The sequence below is a fragment of the Pseudomonas sp. NPDC077451 genome, from assembly GCF_044543345.1.
Classification (GTDB): Bacteria; Pseudomonadota; Gammaproteobacteria; order Pseudomonadales; family Pseudomonadaceae; genus Stutzerimonas.
On sequence record NZ_JBITVX010000010.1, the window covers coordinates 21,569 to 41,919 of the forward strand.

The 20,351-nt window shown below is 57.4% G+C and carries 18 protein-coding genes; 9 read left to right on the plus strand and 9 right to left on the minus strand.

From position 1 onward, the window contains the following. Positions 1 to 50 precede the first annotated feature (50 nt). Positions 51 to 1,589, minus strand: coding sequence for a catalase (locus ACIGHL_RS15945; RefSeq protein ID WP_128120898.1), 1,539 nt, complete (start codon positions 1,587 to 1,589; stop codon positions 51 to 53). Between the two features lie 191 nt (positions 1,590 to 1,780). Beyond that, positions 1,781 to 2,461: a c-type cytochrome gene (locus ACIGHL_RS15950; protein ID WP_128120899.1), complete on the minus strand. Its 681-nt coding sequence runs from the start codon at positions 2,459 to 2,461 to the stop codon at positions 1,781 to 1,783. Between the two features lie 355 nt (positions 2,462 to 2,816). Between ACIGHL_RS15950 and ACIGHL_RS15955 the strand changes: the two genes are divergently transcribed. Together ACIGHL_RS15955 and ACIGHL_RS15960 are read left to right on the plus strand one after the other, a co-directional pair. Beyond that, positions 2,817 to 3,299 carry an acyl-CoA thioesterase gene (locus ACIGHL_RS15955; RefSeq protein ID WP_128120900.1) on the plus strand — a complete coding sequence of 161 codons (483 nt, stop codon included), beginning with the start codon at positions 2,817 to 2,819 and terminating at the stop codon, positions 3,297 to 3,299. Between the two features lie 157 nt (positions 3,300 to 3,456). Then, positions 3,457 to 3,798, plus strand: coding sequence for a zinc ribbon domain-containing protein YjdM (locus ACIGHL_RS15960; RefSeq protein WP_128120901.1), 342 nt, complete (start codon positions 3,457 to 3,459; stop codon positions 3,796 to 3,798). Positions 3,799 to 4,002: 204 nt separating this feature from the next. Here ACIGHL_RS15960 and speA read toward each other — a convergent pair whose 3' ends face one another. The 3 genes from speA to thiO form a co-directional block, all read right to left on the minus strand. Beyond that, on the minus strand, positions 4,003 to 5,916 hold the full coding sequence (gene speA / locus ACIGHL_RS15965; RefSeq protein WP_128120902.1) for an arginine decarboxylase: 1,914 nt from the start codon (positions 5,914 to 5,916) through the stop codon (positions 4,003 to 4,005). Positions 5,917 to 6,037: 121 nt separating this feature from the next. Then, positions 6,038 to 6,409, minus strand: a complete 372-nt coding sequence (locus ACIGHL_RS15970; RefSeq protein ID WP_046163963.1) for a translation initiation factor Sui1 — start codon at positions 6,407 to 6,409, stop codon at positions 6,038 to 6,040. 391 nt (positions 6,410 to 6,800) lie between these two features. Next, a complete protein-coding gene (gene thiO, locus ACIGHL_RS15975) occupies positions 6,801 to 7,895 on the minus strand; it encodes a glycine oxidase ThiO (protein WP_128120903.1) in 1,095 nt (364 codons plus the stop codon). Positions 7,896 to 8,011: 116 nt separating this feature from the next. On the opposite strand from thiO, the gene ACIGHL_RS15980 reads away from it, so the two are divergent. From ACIGHL_RS15980 to ACIGHL_RS16010, 7 genes are all read left to right on the plus strand, one after another. Continuing rightward, positions 8,012 to 8,533, plus strand: a complete 522-nt coding sequence (locus tag ACIGHL_RS15980) for a GspH/FimT family pseudopilin (protein WP_128120904.1) — start codon at positions 8,012 to 8,014, stop codon at positions 8,531 to 8,533. A gap of 100 nt (positions 8,534 to 8,633) precedes the next feature. Continuing rightward, complete coding sequence (locus ACIGHL_RS15985) at positions 8,634 to 9,110, plus strand: GspH/FimT family pseudopilin (RefSeq protein WP_128120905.1); 477 nt, start codon at positions 8,634 to 8,636, stop codon at positions 9,108 to 9,110. Next, positions 9,107 to 9,571 (plus strand): type IV pilus modification protein PilV, encoded by a 465-nt coding sequence (gene pilV, locus ACIGHL_RS15990; RefSeq protein WP_241509194.1) that lies wholly within the window; start codon positions 9,107 to 9,109, stop codon positions 9,569 to 9,571. The genes ACIGHL_RS15985 and pilV overlap by 4 nt, the downstream gene beginning before the upstream one ends. Next, entirely contained in the window at positions 9,568 to 10,593 is a 1,026-nt protein-coding gene (locus ACIGHL_RS15995; protein WP_128120968.1) for a PilW family protein, read from the plus strand. Before pilV ends, ACIGHL_RS15995 begins: the two co-directional genes overlap by 4 nt. 11 nt (positions 10,594 to 10,604) lie before the next feature. Further along, positions 10,605 to 11,072 carry a pilus assembly PilX family protein gene (locus ACIGHL_RS16000; protein WP_241509196.1) on the plus strand — a complete coding sequence of 156 codons (468 nt, stop codon included), beginning with the start codon at positions 10,605 to 10,607 and terminating at the stop codon, positions 11,070 to 11,072. A 41-nt stretch (positions 11,073 to 11,113) separates the two neighbouring features. Then, positions 11,114 to 14,794, plus strand: a complete 3,681-nt coding sequence (locus tag ACIGHL_RS16005) for a pilus assembly protein (protein WP_253910909.1) — start codon at positions 11,114 to 11,116, stop codon at positions 14,792 to 14,794. Further along, a complete protein-coding gene (locus tag ACIGHL_RS16010) occupies positions 14,794 to 15,258 on the plus strand; it encodes a type IV pilin protein (protein WP_128120909.1) in 465 nt (154 codons plus the stop codon). The genes ACIGHL_RS16005 and ACIGHL_RS16010 overlap by 1 nt, the downstream gene beginning before the upstream one ends. A 24-nt stretch (positions 15,259 to 15,282) precedes the next feature. Here ACIGHL_RS16010 and ispH read toward each other — a convergent pair whose 3' ends face one another. The 4 genes from ispH to ileS all read right to left on the minus strand — a co-directional run bounded on the left by ispH (position 15,283) and on the right by ileS (position 20,350). After that, positions 15,283 to 16,227 carry a 4-hydroxy-3-methylbut-2-enyl diphosphate reductase gene (ispH, locus tag ACIGHL_RS16015; RefSeq protein ID WP_128120910.1) on the minus strand — a complete coding sequence of 315 codons (945 nt, stop codon included), beginning with the start codon at positions 16,225 to 16,227 and terminating at the stop codon, positions 15,283 to 15,285. Between the two features lie 168 nt (positions 16,228 to 16,395). Then, positions 16,396 to 16,833, minus strand: coding sequence for an FKBP-type peptidyl-prolyl cis-trans isomerase (locus tag ACIGHL_RS16020; protein WP_128120911.1), 438 nt, complete (start codon positions 16,831 to 16,833; stop codon positions 16,396 to 16,398). Then, positions 16,826 to 17,329: a signal peptidase II gene (gene lspA, locus ACIGHL_RS16025; RefSeq protein WP_128120912.1), complete on the minus strand. Its 504-nt coding sequence runs from the start codon at positions 17,327 to 17,329 to the stop codon at positions 16,826 to 16,828. Before lspA ends, ACIGHL_RS16020 begins: the two co-directional genes overlap by 8 nt. Positions 17,330 to 17,518: 189 nt before the next feature. Further along, positions 17,519 to 20,350 carry an isoleucine--tRNA ligase gene (gene ileS / locus ACIGHL_RS16030; protein WP_216706979.1) on the minus strand — a complete coding sequence of 944 codons (2,832 nt, stop codon included), beginning with the start codon at positions 20,348 to 20,350 and terminating at the stop codon, positions 17,519 to 17,521. Between the last annotated feature and the right edge of the window lies 1 nt (position 20,351).

The following is a 20,351-nucleotide window of genomic DNA, read 5'->3' on the forward strand; positions in this document are numbered from 1 at the left end:
CGAGCCGGGCTCGGGTCAGTGCCGTCGTGCGTGGCGACAGCCGTGCTGCATCAATCCTTCAGGTTGGCGGCCAGCGCTTTGACTCGCTCGAGGTCGGACTGGGCGACCCTGGTCAGGCCTTCGCCGTATTCGGCATCGGCCTTGTAGAAGTACGACAGCAGGAGGTAGCGCGCTTCCTGATCAGCCTTAGCCAATTCGCCACCCAATGTGTTGATCAGATCCGTCTGCTCCTTCTTGCTGAATGAGCGGTACAGCTCGCCGGTCTGCTTGAAGTTCTGCTCGCGGTAGATCGGCGCCTGTTGGGTGGTGCCGGTCAGTGCAGTCTTGCTGTAGACCGCCCGCGGCGTTTCTTCACGGTTTTCGCGGCGGCTCGGCTGATAGTTGACGCTGGTGGTGGTATGTCCGCTATTCAGCTGCCCATCCTGGTTACCATTGTTGATGGGCACCTTGGGACGGTTGATCGGCAGGCTCATGCCGTTGGCGCCGACGCGGTACATCTGGGTATCGGCATAGGAAAAGAGACGACCTTGCAGCAGACGATCCTCGGAGGGCTCGATGCCAGGCACCAGATTGGCCGGGGCCATGGCGACCTGCTCAGTTTCTTGAAAGACGTTGTCCGGGTTCTTGTTCAGCACCATCTGACCGATCTTGCGCTCCGGCACGTCGGGCCAGATCTTGGTGGCGTCCAGCGGATCGAAGTCGAACTTGGCCAGATCCTCAGGCTTGAGCACTTGGATGTAGAGGTCCCACTTCGGATAGTCGCCTCGGTCGATGGCGGCGATCAGGTCCGAGGTCAGGTGGCTGTAGTCCTTGCCCTGCATCTCCTGGGTTTCCTTCGGATCCAGGTTCTTCAGACCCTGCAGGCTTTTCCAGTGAAACTTCACGTAGTGCACATCGCCCTGATCATTGATCAGCTTGTAGGCGTGAACACCGTTGCCGTCCATCATCCGGTAGCTGGCCGGCGTGCCCTGGTTCGAATACAGCAGGGTCAGGGTGCGAGTGGATTCCGGATGGTGAGAGAGGAAATCGAAGCGACGCGTGTCGTCATCCAGATTGGTGCGCGGATCAGGCTTGAACGCGTGGACCATGTCCGGAAACTTGATCGCGTCGCGGATGAAAAAGGTCGGAAAGTTGTTACCGACGAGGTCCCAATTGCCGTCTGCCGTGTAGAACTTGGTGGCGAAGCCACGGGGATCACGTAGGGTTTCCGGCGAATGAAGGCCATGCACAACGGCGGAAAAGCGCACGAATACCGGCGTCGTGCTGCCCTTTTCAAAGACTTTGGCCAGGGACAAATCGGAAATATCGTCGGTGGCGGTGAATTCGCCATGGGCGCCCGTACCGCGCGCATGCACCACTCGCTCAGGTACACGCTCACGGCCGAAGCGCTGCAGCTTCTGCAGCAGTTGCACATCCTGCAGCAGGGTCGAGCCGTTCGGGCCGGCAGTCTGCGAGTTCTGGTTGTTGCCGACGGGCGCACCATTGTCGCGGGTAAGAGGAGCCGCATGGGCAGAAAGCGAAAGTACGCTTGCGGCAAGCACACCGAGCATCAATCGCGAAGGCGAAAAGCCAAGCAGGTTTCGGTACATCGTCACGTCCTTTTCTAGTTTTAGGTTGCGTCGCGCAACGCTGGGCAAGACTAGAAGGACGGGCTCTTGGGACCCAATTGAATAAGCGAAGCGGCGTGATAGCCAGATTCTGGTTGTTTCACGCCTCAAGATAGGCGACGCGCACCAGCACGCCAGAGAGCGGGTGTATCAATGGAGGCGTTGCGAATGGGTCAGCGCGTACTTGCTCCGAGCAGCTGCGCGGCGGCTTGCTGCTCTTGCTGTTCACTCAGCTGCAGCTGCGTCAGATAGGCGGCCAGGGCCTCTATGTCGGCCTCGGACAGCTGGCCAGCGATGCCAATCATCACCGAACCGGCTCGGCTCGGGTCATTGCTGCGGAAACGGCCGAGGGCCTTGCGGATGTATTCATCAGGCTGGCCGGCCAATCGCGGCATGGTCTCCTTGCCCTGCGCATGGCTGCCGTGACAGGCGGTACAGGTGCGCTGAAACAACGCTCCACCACGCTGGACCAGCGCCGCATCCGACGCAGTGGCAGTAGGCTCGACCTTCTGCTGACTGAAGTAGACGGCGATGTTGACGCGGTCTTCGAGCGACAAGCTTTTCGCCAGTTTCGACATCACGAAATCGACGCGCTCGCCCTTGGCGAATTTTTCGAAGGAATGGAACAGATAGATCGGATTCTGCGAAGCCAGATTGGGAATATGCGGGCGCTTGCTGTTGCCGTTTTCGCCATGGCAGTAACCGCAGAAGAGCGCGCGTTCTTGGCCGGCCGCATACGCCTGCTGGCGCCGGGCCGCATCGCCCATTACGTGCTGAAAGCGCTCCATCGCCTCTTCGCTGGCATGGGCGAAAGGAACAAGGCAACTGAGCAGAATAAGGCTGAATAAACGCATGGCAAGTCCGGCGCTGAGGGGTGATGAGGCGTGTATGGCAGCCTCCGGACTATAGGGAGAAAAACAGTCGCGATACTGGCGCAGGTCAATAAAGCCGCACACCACCGCACTGGATTTCCGGGCACGAGCAGCTGTTCGCAACTTCTGAGTGCTTCACGATCCGCGGCGCAACGGGCAGGCACGAGCGACCATGCTGCACACGGTTCATCATAGGGCGGTGAGGTAACACCGGCCTGCGCGCTATTGCCACATTGACCACCCGAAAAAAAACGGCTGATGGCGCAGATTTCTGGGCCACAGCCGTCTCGTATTCGACTAAAGTAGCAGCCCTTTTTGCCAGCACGAGCCGCGCAACATGCTTGATGGACATGCCGAACTGACCATGACCGTATTGATGACCCCGGACAAGGCCAACTTTTCGGGCAACGTACATGGCGGCACGCTGTTGAAATATCTGGACGAGGTGGCCTACGCCTGCGCCAGCCGCTATGCCGGCCAATACGTGGTGACCCTGTCGGTCGATCAGGTGAATTTTCGCCAACCGGTGCATGTTGGCGAGCTGGTGACCTTTCTCGCCTCGGTCAACTACGTCGGCAACACCTCTATGGAAATCGGTATCAAAGTAATCACCGAAGACATCCGACAAAAAACGGTTCGTCATACCAATAGTTGCTTCTTCACGATGGTGGCGGTTGGTGAGGACGGCCGCCCCGCTACAGTGCCTCCCCTGGAGCCAAAAACACCCGACCAGAAGCGTCGTTTCGCCCAGGCCCAGCAGCGCAGACAGATTCGCCGGGAGCTGGAAGAGCGCTACCGCGCGCTCAAAGACGATTACTGAGCCCTGTTGGCTGCCAACCTCCACCTTCACTCGTTCAGGCGGAGCGGGCAGCGATTCTCGACAGGTTCGCAAGTTTCCACGTCCTGGCGCACCCGCCCGCGAGCCGATAAAACCCTATACAATCCGCGGCTTTTCGCACCGCCAATGAGGATCCGCCGTGAGCGCTTTGCCAGCCTGCCCCCAATGCAACTCCGAATACACCTATGAAGATGGCCAGATGCTGGTCTGCCCGGAGTGCGCCCACGAGTGGTCGGCGAATGCTGCAGAGCCCTCTGGTGAGGACGAAAAGCTGATCAAGGATTCGGTAGGCAACACGCTGCAGGACGGCGACACCATCACCGTGATCAAGGACCTCAAGGTCAAGGGCTCTTCGCTGGTGGTGAAGGTGGGCACCAAGGTCAAAAACATCCGCCTGGTTGACGGCGACCACGACATCGACTGCAAGATCGACGGCATCGGCGCGATGAAGCTGAAGTCGGAATTCGTCAGAAAGGTTTGAAGCGAAAAGCTTCGCGCCGGGGCGGCCCTCTCACAGAAGCACAAAGCCCACCGCACGCTTGTGGGAGGCGCGCCCCGCGGCGAATGCAGTCCGTAGGGTGGATCGCGCTTCATCGATCCACCGAGCGGAGCCACGGTGGATGTAAAAGGCGACATCCACCCTACGGTCCTTCGCGCCGCCGCGGCGCTCCTACAGCTACCCCGATCAGGGCGTCAGATAGGAAGAACGTGTCAGTCCCAGCCGCAACGCATCGATGTACTGGGTGCGCTCCTTGGCGCTGAGCCGAGCACTGGAGACCTTGTCACGGTAGTAGGTCATCAGCTCCTCGGGCGACAGGTGCACGTAGCGCAACATGTCTTCGATGGTGTCATGGGTCTCGATGCCGGCGTGGTAGAAGGTGCCATCCTCGCGCTGATAGACGTTGACCGAATCGGTATCGCCGAACAGGTTGTGCATGTCGCCGAGAATTTCCTGGTAGGCGCCCACCAGGAAGACGCCGAGGAAGTATTCCTCGCCTGCCTGGATCTCATGCACCGGCATGCTGTTCTCGATGCTCTGCTCATCCACGTAATGCTTGATCTTGCCGTCAGAATCGCAGGTCAGGTCCTGCAGCACCGCGCGGCGCACCGGTTCCTCGCTCAGACGCTGCAGCGGCACGATCGGCAGGATCTGGTCGATCGCCCAGGTGTCCGGCAAGCTCTGGAATACCGAGAAGTTGCAGATGTACTTGTCGGCCAACTTGTCGTTGAGCTCATCGAGCACCGCGCGGTGTGAACGCTGGCGCGCCTTGAGCTGGTTGTACAAGCGGCGACAGATGGCGAAGTAGCTCTGCTCGGCCAGCGCCTTTTGCGCCAGGCTCAGCTTGCCGGACGCGTATTGCGCTGCGGCCTCGCTCATATAGTGAGTGGCGCGCCAGTAGGTCTCGGTAACCATTTCAGGATCGGTTGGGCCGAGTAGATCGGCCAGCGCCTGGACGATCTCGGGTAGCTCGTCGTAGCTCTCGATGGTTGGCGCTTCGTCGTTGTGGCGCTCGAAGTCCGTCACCTGCATCACCAGCACGGCGTGATGCGCCGTCATAGCCCGGCCGCTTTCAGAGAAAATGTGCGGGTGCGGGAGCTCCTGGCGATCGCAGAACTCCTTGAGCATCCCGACCACGGTGCCGGCGTATTCATCAATGTCGTAGTTGATCGAGCTGGCATTGCGCGAGTGCGTGCCGTCGTAGTCGACACCGAGGCCGCCGCCCACATCGATATGGTCGACCGGCAACCCGAGCGCGCGGAGCTCGGCGTAATAACGAATGGCTTCACGGAAACCGTCGCGGTAGTCCGCCAGGTTGGCGATCTGCGAGCCCATGTGGAAGTGCAGCAGCCGCACGCCTTGCTCCACGCCTGCGGCGCGGAAGCGCTCGATCACGGTGAGCAACTGTGCGGCTGAAAGGCCGAACTTGGACTTTTCGCCACCGGTATCGGCCCACTTGCTCGAAGCCAGCGACGAAAGCCGCACGCGCAAACCAACCTGCGGGATCACCTTCAGCTCCGCCGCTTCCTCGATGACCATGCCCACTTCCGACATCTTCTCGATGACGATGAAGACGTTGTGACCGAGCTTCTGCCCCATCAACGCCAAGCGGATGAATTCACGGTCCTTGTAGCCGTTGCAGACAATGGTGCCGCCCTTCGGTGCCAGCGCCAGCACGGCCATCAGCTCCGGCTTGGAGCCCGCTTCGAGGCCGATCGAAACATTCTGCGTGGCGATGATGTTCTCGATCACCGCCTCTTGTTGGTTGACCTTGATCGGGTAAAGCGCGGTGTACTTGCTCTGATATTCCAGGCGCTCGATATTGGCGTCAAAGGCACCGGTCAAATGACGCACGCGGTCCTGAAGAATGTCCGGGAAGCGCACCAGCAACGGCAGGGTCAACCCAGCGTCGCGTAGCTGCTCGATCAACCCGGTGAATTCAACCGCCGCGCCATTGGGACCTTGCGGGCGCACTTCGACATGACCGTCATCACTGATCGAAAAATAGCCGGCGCCCCAGTGGCGAATACCGTAGACGCTACGGCTATCCGCTGCGGTCCATTGGCTGCCGTCATCTTTACGTGTGCGTCTTACAGGCATCTAGGCCTCCTGCGAAAATGGGATGAGTCTGTCGAGCATGGTGCGACAACAGGGCTGTCCGAGTTGGACAGCCGGCGTGCCCGGAAATAAGCGCACGCGCCTGATTGATCAGGTCGAGCGGTCAACCGCCCGACTTCTTAGCCTTGAATCCGCGCTTGATCAGTTCGTCGATGAGCAATTGAACATGGTCGCCCTGGATCTCGATCACGCCTTCTTTGAGCGCGCCGCCGGTACCGCAGCGGCGCTTGAGCGCACTGGCCAGCTCCTTGAGTTCAGCTTCAGCGAGGGGAACGCCGGATATGGTCGTTACCGTCTTGCCGCCCCGCCCTTTGCTTTCCCGGCGAACACGAGCGATGCCATCACCCGCGGGAATCAGCAGTTGCTTGCAGATGCAGGCGTCCAGCGGTTGGCTGCAATCTGGGCAGTGGCGCCCCGTGTCGGTGGAAAAGACCAGACCGCCAAGGCCTGAAAGGGACGTGGTTTTCTTGGCCACACACAACCTCTTGAAGACAGAAATCGGCGCGACAAGGCTCAGCGCCATAAAGCCGTCCAATTTAACAGCAAAACCCGCGCACTCGAAGGGCTGCGCAGCGCTTTGCTGCAAACGCCGCCGAATAGCACGACAGCACCGCACTGAGTGATGAAATGCTGCGTTCAAGCTGCTGAAAGACCCGCCGCTCTGCCTTTTGGCCATCGGTTACGCATGCGTAACGGCGGACGTTGTGTACGGTCCGATCCGCGGCGAATGCCGACGCGCCTCAGCCCAAGGGTATCGATGTCGGACATGACGGTCCAACGAAACGACGCGCCCGACAATCAAACCCAACCAGCGCCGGGCTGGTCATCAATGCACAGTGCGCACCAAATCCTTGGCAAGACCAGAATCAGAGTCGACCAGCAGGAGCGTACGGCTCCGGATCGATGCAAGGCGAGCGATCCAGCATCAGATCCGTCAATAGCTGGCATGAAGCAGGCGCCAATACCAGCCCGTTTCGGAAATGTCCGCAGTTAAGCCAAAGCCCCTCGTGGCCCGGCACCGGCCCTATGTAAGGAATGCCCTCAGGCGAAGCAGGACGCAGACCCGCCCAATGCTTGACCACTGTTGCATCTGCCAGCCCAGGAAGCAGCTCAATGGCCGTCTCTCGGAGGCTTTCCAGGGCATCTTCGGTTGGCGTCTTGTCGAAACCGACATCTTCCAGAGTGCTGCCCACGAGAATGTGACCATCACGTCGCGGAATCGCATAACGCCGCTTGGCCAGCACCATGCTCGGCAGGAAATCTTCGGCGCACTTGAACAAGATCATCTGGCCCTTCATCGGCTTGACCGGAAGCTCGAGCCCAAGCTTTGCAAGCAGCCGCCCACTCCAGGCGCCCGCCGCGACGACAACCTGCTCGGCACGCATCTCACCCTGCGCCGTTTGCACACCGACGACTCGCGCTCCGTCATTGATGAAACCGCTTACAGGGCAATGTTCGATGATCGTCACATTGGGCAGCTTCGCCAATGCTGCACGCAGCGCCTGCAACAAACGAGGATTACGGACATTGGCGACGCCTGGCATGTACACCGCGCTTGAGAAACCATCGCCAAGCGAAGGCACAGCGGTATGTACCTGCTCCATGTCTACGGGGTGCAGCGGTCGACCATGGCGGTGTGCCCAGGCCAGGGCTTGGTCTTCATCTTCTAGATCCAGCCAGTACAGCCCCGTCTCGTGAACCTCCGGATCGACCCCGCTCTGCTGCAAGAGCGTCTTGCCTAGGCTGGGGTAGTAGTCCTGCGACCAGTGCGCTAGCGCCGTTATCGCCGGGCTGTAACGCCAAGGATAAAGAGGAGAAACGATACCTCCGCCTGCCCAGGAGGCTTCGGTGCCGGTCGCCGATGCCTCAAGCAGCAGCACCTTTCGTCCTTCATTCGCGAGAAGCTGGGCAGAGAGCAGCCCAAGAATTCCGCCTCCCACGATTATTGATACATCAACCACACTTACCTCCGAAAGATCAGCCTAGCCACCGACCAACGTCTTGACTTTGAGGCACACGAAGTTAAAACAAGGGCCGGTCTAGAAGACCGAATCATACGTGCAAAAGGAAGCGCACCATGAACTCCATCTATATAAGAGCGTTTACCCTTATCGAGCTGCTTGTTACCGTTGCGGTCCTGAGTGTCTTGCTGGGTATCGCCATCCCCAACTTTAGGTCCCTTGTCGAGCGGCATCATCGGTCAACCGCAAGCCTTGACCTGCTCGAAGCTCTCAATCATGCGCGGGGATTAGCGGTTACACGGCGCGAACGTATAAGCCTCTGCGCAGGCATCGATATTTGCAACGCATCGGCAGACTGGGAAGACGGAATCATCATATTCAGCGACCCAAACCAGAACGGGACTCTTGACGCCGGAGAACAGCTTCATCGGGTCACGACGCTACCGGACGAATACCATTGGAACTGGAGCAACTTCCGAAGCCGGACATTCATGACGTACAAAGCTAACGGAACGACCGATAGCTTAAACGGAACCTATACCCTCTGTAGCCGCGGCGAAGCGATACAGCAGCTCGTGATCAATATCACAGGACGACTGAGAACCCGGTCACCGGAGGGCAATGGCGCCTGTACCTAGCGACCGTATACCCCCAGAAAGGGACCGAACATCACCTTTGGATTCGTAGCCGACAGGTAAGCTGGGATGATTCTTTGGCCGTTACGCTAGAAGAGCAATCATGCCGAATTATCGTGGTTTCACCCTGATCGAATTGATGGTAACCATCGCTGTCCTGGCAATAATGGTAGCGATCGCCGTTCCTTCTTTTACATCGCTAATCCAGAACAATCGGACAACATCCCTGCATCACGAAATACTCGGGGCTATTCAGCTAGCGAGATCTGAGGCTGTGAAGCGCCGCAAAGACGTGATCATTTGCAGAACGGAAAATCAGAACGTGTGCGCAAATGGAACGAACTGGGCGGCAGGCTGGCTCGTCAGGGAGGTCGGTGGCGACGTAGTAAAGGTCTGGGATCCGGTAGCTGGAATGGCTTTAACCGGGCCGAATGCTGGGGTTGTGTTCCACAGCAGCGGCATGGCTGATGCGATAGCCAACTTCGTCACTACCTCATCCAGCTGCACTAGCGGAGCCAAATACGCGATTGGCGTTTCCTTGACCGGAAGCTCGACCACCAACAAGACAGGATGTCCATGATGCCGCTGCAGCGATACCACAAAGAAGCCGGGGCGACCCTGATCGAAGTGCTGATCGCCATGTTGGTACTTGCTATCGGGCTCCTCGGTCTGGCAGGCCTGCAAGCCACCAGTATTCAGAGCAATCACAGCGCTTACTATCGTTCTCAGGCGACTTTACTTGCTGGCGACCTGGCCGACCGCATGCGCGCCAACCGCCTCGAGGCATTGACCAACGCTTACCTAACGGACTTCCCGACTCCCTCTTCAACTAACACTGTAACGGGCACTACGGCTGAAAAGGATGTGGCCGAATGGCTAAACCAGTTAGCTCTAACGTTGCCAGAAGGCACCGGTAAAGTTGAGAAAAACGGCACCCTGATCACCATATCGGTTCGCTGGAACGATTCCCGGGGTCATATAAAAGCTAACAACGATAACAACACCCACAGCGAAACCTTCGCTTATCGGACAGAAATATGACCCACATATCCCTCCGACAACAACACGGCCTCTCGCTTGTTGAGTTGATGGTCGCGATGGCCTTGAGCCTGTTACTTATGCTTGGCGTTATGCAAATATTTCTCAGCAGTAAGCAGACATACAGCACTAACATTGCGCTCTCTCGGGTGCAAGAGAGTGGACGCTTCGCATTGGACTTTTTGGCCCGTGATATTCGTAACGCGGGCTACAAGGGCGAGTGTTTAGGAACACCTAACAATCTCCTTAACGAAGCATCCTCCGCATATTCCAGCGAGCTATTCGACCTAAATGTTGCCATCATGGGTTGGGATGAAAACGTCTCTCCTGCACCTGCTGCCAAAATAACAGGCATAGCTAACCGCACACCCGGGACCGATATGATCCTAGTCAAGCATGCAGCGCAGGCCTCCGGAGCCACCGCAACCGGCGCCACCCCCGCCAATTCAAATACTATAAGCGTCAATACAGCTAGTTCTATTCCCAACGATAGTATCGTGATTGTTGCTGACGCTCTGGGATGTGACGTTTTTCAGACAGCGAATAATAAAAACGCAAATTCACTAACCCGACAGAATCAAGGCACGCCCGGCAACAAGAATCCAGGCCACCATGAGTTTAGCCACGCCTATGGCAACAGTATGGAAATCCTAACGCTACAGTCTGCGCTTTACTACATTGGCACCGGGGCCAACAACCGGCCATCTCTACGTCGGGTGACCTTCAACAGCGGCACTCCAGTTAACATGGAACTCGTTGAAGGGATAGAAAATATTCAGATCATCTATGGACTGATCAATGCCAAACGCCAGGTTACCGAATATAAAAAAGCAAAAGACATGAGTTTGGCAGAGTGGGGAGACGTAGGCAGCGTGCGCCTCCAGATACTTGCCGCTGGCGCTGATCAAAATGTAGTCAGCGCTACCCAAAAGCTTATGTTCGACGGCGCCAGCATCGACATTAGTGATAGAAGGCTCGGCCAGGTATTTACTAGCACACTTGGCCTTCGGAATCGTCTCCAATGAGGTTGTTAGGGATGAAACAAACGGACACAAGCTCTCAAAAAGGAGCGGTTTTGGTAGTAGCACTGATCATGCTTTTATTACTTACCGTCATCGGGCTAGCCAGCATGCGTGGTACCTCGTTGCAGGAGAGTATGTCTGGGAATATGCGCGACAGTAGCTTGGCCCTGCAAGCATCGGAAGCTGCCCTCCGCAAAGGAGAAGAAGATGTCGTCAACCATTTTACTGCTGGCACACTGAACATTCTCGAGGCCGCCAACGCCTCCGATAGCTATGACGATTTTCCGGGTGCAAGCAAAGACCCAGAATACACCATCGTCCTACTCGCAAAGATTAGAACCAGTACAGAGGCTGGCGCGCCTATTGACGATGAGGGCGCATTGGTACGGGTCGAATCGGATGGCTACGGTGCCAGCGTCAACGCAGATAACGAACCCAGCTCACATATTAAGCTCCGCTCTACCTTTCTGGTCGAGCAATAAAACCTTAGTTGCCCGCCGACCTATTTTTCGGAGCGCCAATCATGATGTCGTACCAGTCCACTTTTTTCCCACTTAGAACCAGCGCTGGCTTTGCCCTCTCGCTTTGTATTGCCGCCGCCGCAACGCCTACTTACGCCGCAATAGCACAGTCCCCCCTGCTTCTGGGTGGTGGTAGCGTGCCGGGAAACCTGGCACTTGTACCATCAGTCGAATTCCCGACAGTTATTAGCGTTGCCAACATTGACACAACCTATACCCACGCAACCAACTATGTAGGAAATTTTGACAGCTCAAAATGCTATCAATATATAAAGGAAGACGTAAACCATATCATTTTCGGAACAATTAGTGGGGATGATGGCGGCGGGTATTTCACCCCTATCCGGAAAGGCAAGGACTGCACCGGTAACGAGGAGTGGAGCGGGAACTATCTAAACTGGGCCACCACCCAGACTATTGACCCCTTCCGCCTGGCGCTGACTGGTGGTTACAGGGTAGTTGACACGAGCAATAAAACAATTATTGAAAAGGCCACCCGAGCCAACCGAGGCGACTATTTTGACAATCGGTCCGTGACCGATGATGCATTGATAAGTAGCATAGCCCCTTATATCGGCAAGACATTGGCCAGCTCCGTCAAAAGCTCAGACGGCAGCAAAAGTGCGGCGATTCAGAACTACCAAAAGAACAAGACTCTTCGCATTATCAACGATGGTAAGACAGCTTTTTATTCCGTGCGGGTTGAGGTTTGTAAAAATCTAGATCTGCTAGAGAGCAATTGTGTTCGATATGGCAACACGTGGAAGCCCGAAGGGCTTATACAACGCTACGCAGACACCATCCGCTATAGCGCCTTCAGCTACTTGAACATTGATGGCAATGATCGCAATGGTGGCGTACTTCGAGCTCCACAGAAATATGTGGGACCAACCATGAGTACGCCCCGCACCGCCGGGATAGCTGCCAACCCAGCCAAGGAATGGGATGAAACCACCGGAATTCTTATAACAAACCCGCACAACGATGCCACCGGCAATAGTGGTGTTATCAATTACATTAACAAATTTGGCGAGTTAACAAACCAGCACAAGTCCAACGACCCGGTCAGCGAGCTTTACTACGCAGCTCTGCGCTACTTTAAGAACCAAGGCAATGTCGAGGCCTACTCCAACACATCGGATAACACTCAGAAAGACAATTTTCCTGTCATTACCGCCTGGAGCGATCCAATCCAATATGCCTGCCAGAAAAACGTAGTTCTAGGTATTGGCGACGTTAACACTCACCAAGATCATGATGTGCCTTATACCGGCGACACGCTTGCCGTGAGCAGTTATACGAAAACGGTATTCGACCTTGAACGCATAACCAAAAGCGCGACCAGCGAGTTCACTGGCCGCGGAAACTCAGCCCATATTGCTGGCCTGGCCTACTACGCCAATACCACCGATATTCGGAGCGACTGGGCGGGTAAACAAACGATTTCCACTTACTGGGTTGATGTACGCGAAGGGCGAACTCTGCTGGAAAAAAATCGTAACCAATACTGGCTTGCTGCCAAGTATGGTGGATTTAAAGTTCCCAGTAATTTCGGTGTAGCGCTGAACCGCAAAACTATACTCGACGAAGATTGGTGGCACACAACCACAGACACACTGGATACAACGGATCCAAGGCCCGACAACTTCTTCGTTGCCAGCGATGCCACCAACATGGTGGAGGGTCTGAAAAAGGCGTTTGCAAAAATTTCTAACGAGGTACAGAGTACCACCGCCTCCTTGGCCACCAACTCTACTCGCTTAGAAACTGATACCGCACTCTTTCAATCGCGTCTGGATAGTCGTTTCTGGAGCGGTGACCTGCTCGCACGGCGAGTCGATGAAAATGGTGTGGTTGGAGCGGATACAGCCTGGAGTGCAGCACAGAAGCTCGACAGCCTAGACTCTATCGATTCCCGCAATATCTTAACCATCACACCTGCCACTACTTCGGGTAATTCTGGCGAAACAATCGCTACACGTGGCGCCAATTTCACTTGGGACGGCCTTAACGGCGACCAACGAGCACTGCTGCAGAAGACTGCCGAGACCGGTACGGAAAACGCCGAGAAACGCCTGGCCTATCTGCGCGGAGATCGAACCAACGAAATCACAACAGAAGACCGAACGAAGTTATTCCGCCAGCGCGGCAGCCGCCTGGGTGATATCGCTAACTCCGACCCGCAGTTCATCCACAACCAAGATTTCGGTTATTCACGCCTCAGCTGGGGAACCAACGGCGCCGTAGGCACTGCCTATACCACTTTCCGCGCCAGTAGCGCTTATCGAACGCGTACGCCTCTGGTGATCGTAGGCGCCAACGATGGCATGCTCCACGGCTTCGACGCCCGGGTCAGCGATACAGCAGCCAACAACGGCGGTCGTGAGATCTTTGCCTATGTGCCTAATGGTGTTTTCAGCAACCTGATCAACCTGACCGACCCGGCCTACACACATCGCTACTATGTCGACGGCACTCCGCGCATCTCCGACGTGTGGATCGGAAGTTCCTGGAAGACCATGGTAGTAGGAACTACTGGCGCAGGTGGTAGAAACGTTTTTGCTCTCGACGTAACCAATCCGGACAGCATGACCAGCAACAGCGTCATGTGGGAGTTCAGCCACCCTGAAATGGGCTACACCATGGGTCAACCAGCGCTGGTTGCACTGCCCAACGAAAAATTCGGCGTAATTGTCAGTAGTGGCTATCACAACACGGCGCCAGAAGAAGGTAAGGTCTGGATACTCGACGCGGAGACCGGCAGCATCATTCAGGAGGTGGAGCTACCAACTACCGGTAACCTGGGCTCGCCTCTGGCTGCGGATACTGACTACAACCAGGTTGCAGATAGGGTATACGTGGCCGATACGTTGGGCAACGTATGGCGGATAGACCTGACCGGCAGCAACCCGTCCGGCTGGGACATTCCGGACAGTCTTGGCAATAACCCTCTGTTCGTTGCCAAAATTGGCAGCACTCGCCAGGCCATCACCGCTCCGCTTTCGTCGGCCTTTAATGATAAGGGCGAGCACATGATCTTCTTCGGAACTGGCAGCTTTTATCGCGACGGCGATAACGAAATACCAGAATCTCCATCCATCGATACCTTCTACGGAATCATTGACCGAGGTCAGGCTATCGATGGGCGTAGCTCCCTGCTAAAGCAAGCGGTAATAAAACAAGCGACCCTGGCCAGCGGGCTCAATGCACGGGCAATCACGAACAATGCACTCACCACTCAGTCCGGCTGGTACATAGACCTCGGCTGGTTAGAAGGTGAAGGCGCGACAGGAGCCCTTGGTGAACGCGTCATTGCCAAGCCAACCCTTCGAACCGATCGCGTAATTTTCACAACCATGACGCCTTCCGCCGATCCCTGCGCCTCCGGCGGCACGAGTTTCATCATGGCAATGAATTTATCAAGCGGATCCCGCTTGAACTATGCCTATTTCGACACAAACGGTGATGGCACTCCTGATAAAGATGACACGACTATCGGCGATGACGACGAGAACATCCCTTGGTCTGGCATCGACACAGATGACGGTGTGACCAAAGGTGTCACGTTACTACCAAAGCTCCTGTGCTTTGCCGGCTCCAGCGGAGCTACCCCGCTATGCATTCCTAATCCAGGATCGCAACGTTTTGGCCGCAACTCATGGCATGAAGTGAGGACGAATTGATGGAGAGGAAACTGACAAGGCAGGCTCATAAACCGAGCAGGGGCTTCACCCTGATTGAAGTTATGATTGTCGTGGCGATAGTCGGGATCCTGGCCGCGATTGCCTATCCGTCTTATCAGGAACACGTACGCAAGGCCCGCCGGGCGGATGCGCAGGCAGCCTTAATGGAGCTGGCGCAGTTTATGGAGCGTCACTATACGGCGAACGGCAGATATCTGACGGCAGCCAACGCGAACCCTGCTAACGCAGCCCCTACGTTGCCCTTTACAGATGCACCAAAGGACGGAGCGACGAAGTTCTATACCTTGGAGTTTTCAGCAACCCCAACCGCCAGTGCTTATACGCTCCGAGCAGTGCCAAAAAACGCAATGGCAAACGATAGTTGCGGCACGCTCACGCTTGCGCATACCGGAGCGAAGGGGCAGAAAGCCGGAGCGACATTGGCACAGTGTTGGAGACGTTAAAACAGACGGTATCGAAGGGAGCTATCAGAGCTCCCTCAACCGCAACTCTTTAGGCATCGAGAACGTCACGTTCTCGGGCCGGCCATCCAGCTCATCCATACCCGTAGCACCCCACTCGCGCAGCCGGTCGATCACCCCAAGCACCAACACCTCAGGCGCTGAAGCGCCGGCGGTGATACCGATCCGATCGACGCTCTCAAACCATTCGCGCCTGAGATCTTCCGCGCCGTCAATGAGATAAGCCGGCGTGCTCATCCGCTCCGCCAGCTCGCGCAAACGATTGGAGTTCGAACTGTTCGGGCTGCCCACGACCAATACCAAGTCGCACTCAGCCGCAAGCTGCTTGACCGCATCCTGACGATTCTGAGTGGCGTAGCAGATGTCGTCCTTGCGCGGGCCGCCGATACTGGGAAAACGCGCACGCAGCGCATCGATCACGCGGCTGGTGTCATCCATCGACAGGGTCGTTTGAGTGACGAACGCCAGGGCTTCCGGGTTGCGTACTTGCAATTCAGCAACATCCTTTTCGTCTTCCACCAGATAGATCGAGCCGCCACTGGCGGTATCGTACTGCCCCATGGTGCCTTCTACTTCCGGGTGGCCTGCATGGCCGATAAGGATGCATTCGCGCCCTTCCCGGCTGTACTTGGTCACTTCCAGATGGACCTTGGTCACCAATGGGCAAGTAGCGTCAAATACCTTGAGGCCGCGCCGTTCCCCTTCCATCCGCACGGCCTGGGACACGCCATGAGCGCTGAAGATGACGATGAAGCCGTCCGGCACCTGCTCCAGCTCATCGACGAAGATGGCGCCACGCTCGCGCAGGTCTTCCACCACAAACTTGTTATGCACGACTTCGTGCCGCACGTAGATCGGCGGCCCGAATACCTCAAGCGCACGGTTGACGATTTCAATGGCGCGGTCGACACCGGCACAAAAGCCACGAGGATTGGCGAGTTTAATTTGCATGGCGGGTATCTCGATGCGCGCGGCACGCGGGATGGATGGACAGATTATGACCCGTAGGGTGGATGGCGCTTTTAAACCCACCAGTGCGGCCTGCGGTGGTTCGGTGAAGCGTGATCCACCCTACGATCTGGCTCCTACAACAAGCACTTATTTACGTGAGCCGGTCACTCAGACCGGCTTGACTTCAAATATCTCTACTTCAAAAGTCAGTGCCTTGCCTGCCAGCGGATGATTGAAGTCGACGATGACCTGACGATCATCGAAGTTTTTGACGACACCCGGCAGTTCGGTCTTGGCGGCGTCGTTGAAGATCACCAGCAAGCCCTCGGACAGCTCCATACCTTCGAATTGATTACGCGGCATGGTTTGCACGTTCTGCGGGTTGTGCTGGCCGAACCCCTGTTCCGGAGCGATCTGGAAGGTCCGCTTGTCGCCTGCCTTGAGTCCGAACAGCTGCTGCTCAAAACCCGGTAGCAGGTTTCCGTCGCCCACCTTAAAGGTGGCTGGCTGCTTGTCAAAGGTCGTGTCGACCTGCTCGCCGTTTTCCAGGCTGAGGGAGAAATGCAGTGTCACCTGCATATCCTGCCCGATGCGCTGCTCACTCATTTACGGTTTCTCCCGTTTTACTGCTACGGAACATATCCAGCGCCAGCATGACAGCGCCTATGGTGATGGCGCTGTCGGCGATGTTGAACGCAGGGAAGTACCAGCGGTTCTGCCAATGCACGAGGATGAAATCGACAACATGACCAAGCACAACGCGGTCATAGAGGTTACCAAGCGCGCCACCCAAAACCAGCGCCAGGGCAACGGCAAGCCAAGTCTCACCAGCCTTCAAACGCTTCATCCAGACCACCAGCACGACGCTGACGCCCATGGCGATTACTGCGAACAACCAGCGTTGCCAACCCGAATGATCGGCGAGAAAGCTGAAGGCAGCGCCGGTATTGTAGGCCAGCGTCCAGGCGAAATAATCGGGGATGACATCGACCTTCTGATACAGGCTGAAGTTGGCCTCGAAGTAGTGCTTGGTTGCTTGATCCAGTGCAATCACCAGCACGCTTAGCCAGAGCCAGGCGAGCTTGCCAAGGCGGGCGGTCATGCTGCTGCCCTCGAAGAAGGATGCCGGTGGGCTGAAGCCCACCCTACGAGGCTGAAGTAGCTCTGCCGCTGTCCTGTTACAGAGCATTCGCCGCGAGGGCGCGCCTCCCACAAGTGCAGCCCAACCCATCCTTCGACGATCATCAAGCCGTGATTTTCAGCAAGCTGGCCCGTGCAGACGGGTGCGCGGTCACGCATAGTGGCGGACCTCGCCAGCGCCTTCGATGTTCTCAACGCAGCGACCGCAGATCTCCGGATGCGCCGGGTGGGTACCGACGTCGGGCAGGTGATGCCAGCAGCGACCACACTTGGCATGGCCAGTCTTGCTGATCTGCAGCTTCAGGCCCGGCAGTTCGCTTTGCACGGCTTCGGCCGGGGCGTCGGCGAGAGGCGCCACGGTCACTGCAGAGGTGATGAGGACGAAGCGCAGTTCACCGCCCAGTTTCGCCAGGTCGGAAACCAGCGCGTCTTCGGCGTACAAGGTGACCTCGGCCTGCAGATTGCCACCGATGGTTTTCGCGGCCCGCTGGGTTTCCAGCTCCTTGTTCACCGCCGCTTTGACGGCCATGACCTTTTCCCAGAACTCGCGACCCAGCTCGACATCACCTGGCAGTTCGGCAAGCCCGGTGTACCAGGTGTTGAGCATCACCGACTCGTTGCGCTCGCCCGGCAGGTACTGCCAGATCTCATCAGCGGTGAACGACAGAATCGGCGCAATCCAGCGCACCAGCGCCTCGGCGATATGGTACAGCGCGGTCTGGCAGGAGCGCCGCGGCAGGCTGTCGGCGCCGGTGGTGTACTGGCGATCCTTGATGATATCGAGGTAGAAACCGCCCAGCTCCTGTACGCAGAAGTTGTGCACTTTCTGGTAGACGTTCCAGAACTTGTAGGTGCCGTAGGCTTCCTCAATTTCCCGCTGCAGCAGTAAGGCGCGATCAATGGCCCAGCGGTCCAGAGCGATCAGTTGGTCGGCCGGAACCTGATGCTGCGCCGGATCGAACCCGTCAAGGTTGGAGAGCAGGAAGCGCGCTGTGTTGCGGATACGGCGATAGGAGTCCGCGCTGCGCTGCAGGATCACCTTGGAAACCGCCATTTCACCGGAATAATCGGTAGAGGCGACCCAGAGGCGAAGGATATCGGCGCCGAGGGTGTCGGTGACCTCCTGTGGAGCTACGACGTTACCCAGCGACTTGGACATCTTGCGGCCGTTCTCATCGACCACGAACCCGTGAGTCAGCAGCCCTCGGTAGGGCGCGTGACCATCGATGGCCGAGCCAGTCAACAGCGAGGAGTGGAACCAGCCGCGATGCTGGTCGGAGCCTTCGAGATAAAGGTCCGCACGCGGCCCGCTTTCGTGGCCCATCGGGTGCGAGCCGCGCATCACATGCCAGTGGGTGGTGCCGGAATCGAACCAGACGTCCAGGGTGTCGCTGATCTTCTCGTACTGCGCTGCTTCGTCGCCCAGCAGCTCGGCTGCGTCCAGCTTCGACCAGGCCTCGATACCGCCCTGCTCAACTTGCTGCGCAACGGCCTCCATCAGCTCGACGGTACGCGGGTGCAGCTCGCCGCTCTCCTTGTGCAGAAAGAACGGGATCGGCACGCCCCAGGTGCGCTGACGAGAGATGCACCAGTCGGGTCGCCCGGCAATCATGCCGTGCAGCCTTGCCTGGCCCCAGGCTGGAACGAACTGGGTCTGCTCGATGGCATCCAGCGCCCGACGCCGCAGCGAACTGCCGTCGTGCACGACTTTGTCCATGCCAACGAACCACTGCGCTGTGGCGCGGTATATCAGCGGCGTCTTGTGCCGCCAGCAGTGCATGTAGCTGTGTTGGATCGACTCGTGCTTGAGCAGCGCGCCTACTTCACGCAGCTTCTCGACGATGGCCGGATTAGCCTTCCAGATGAACTGCCCGCCAAAGAATGGCAGATCCGATACGTATACGCCGTGGCTCTGAACGGGGCTGAGAATGTCATCATTCTCCATGCCGTAATGCTTGCAGGAGCGGAAGTCGTCTTCACCGTAAGCAGGCGCCGAGTGGACGATGCCAGTTCCTGCACCGGTTTCTACGTAATCGGCCAAATAGACCGGCGCGAAGCGCTCATAGAACGGATGGCGGAAGCGGATGAGCTCCAGTTCGCTGCCCTGGCAGCGGGCGATGATCTGGCCCTGCAGGTCGTAGCGCTGCAGACAGGATTCAACCAGCTCTTCGGCGAGGACGAGCAGCTTGTCACCGGTATCGACCAAGGCATAGACGAAGTCGGGATGTACGTTGAGCGCCTGGTTCGCCGGGATGGTCCAAGGCGTGGTGGTCCAGATGACGATGCTGGTCGGTTTGGCCAGTGCTCCGACACCAAACGCAGCCGCCAGCTTGTCCGCGTCCTCCACCTGGAAGGCTACGTCGATGGCATCGGACTTCTTGTCCTGGTATTCGACTTCCGCCTCGGCCAGCGCCGAACCGCAATCAAAGCACCAATTCACCGGCTTCAGGCCCTTGAAGACGAATCCACCTTCGACCATTTTCGCCAGCGCGCGGATTTCACCGGCTTCGTTCGCAAAATCCATGGTGCGGTACGGATTGTCCCACTCACCCAGCACGCCGAGGCGGATGAAGTCAGCCTTCTGCCCTTCGATCTGCTCGGTCGCATAGGCACGGCAGCGCTCGCGCGTCAGGTCGGCCGGCTGGTTCTTGCCGTAGGTGATCTCGACCTTGTGCTCGATGGGCAAACCATGACAGTCCCATCCCGGCACGTAGGGCGCGTCGAAACCGGCTAAGGTCTTGGAGCGAACAATGAAGTCCTTGATGACCTTGTTTACCGCGTGGCCAATGTGAATGCTGCCGTTTGCATACGGAGGGCCATCATGCAGGACGAACTTTGGGCGACCCTCACCGATCTGCCGCAGCTTCCCGTAGAGATCAATGCTGTTCCAGCGCTGCAGGGTCTCCGGCTCGCGCTGTGGCAGACCGGCCTTCATCGGAAATGCCGTGGACGGCAGATTGAGGGTCGCTTTGTAATCGGTCATT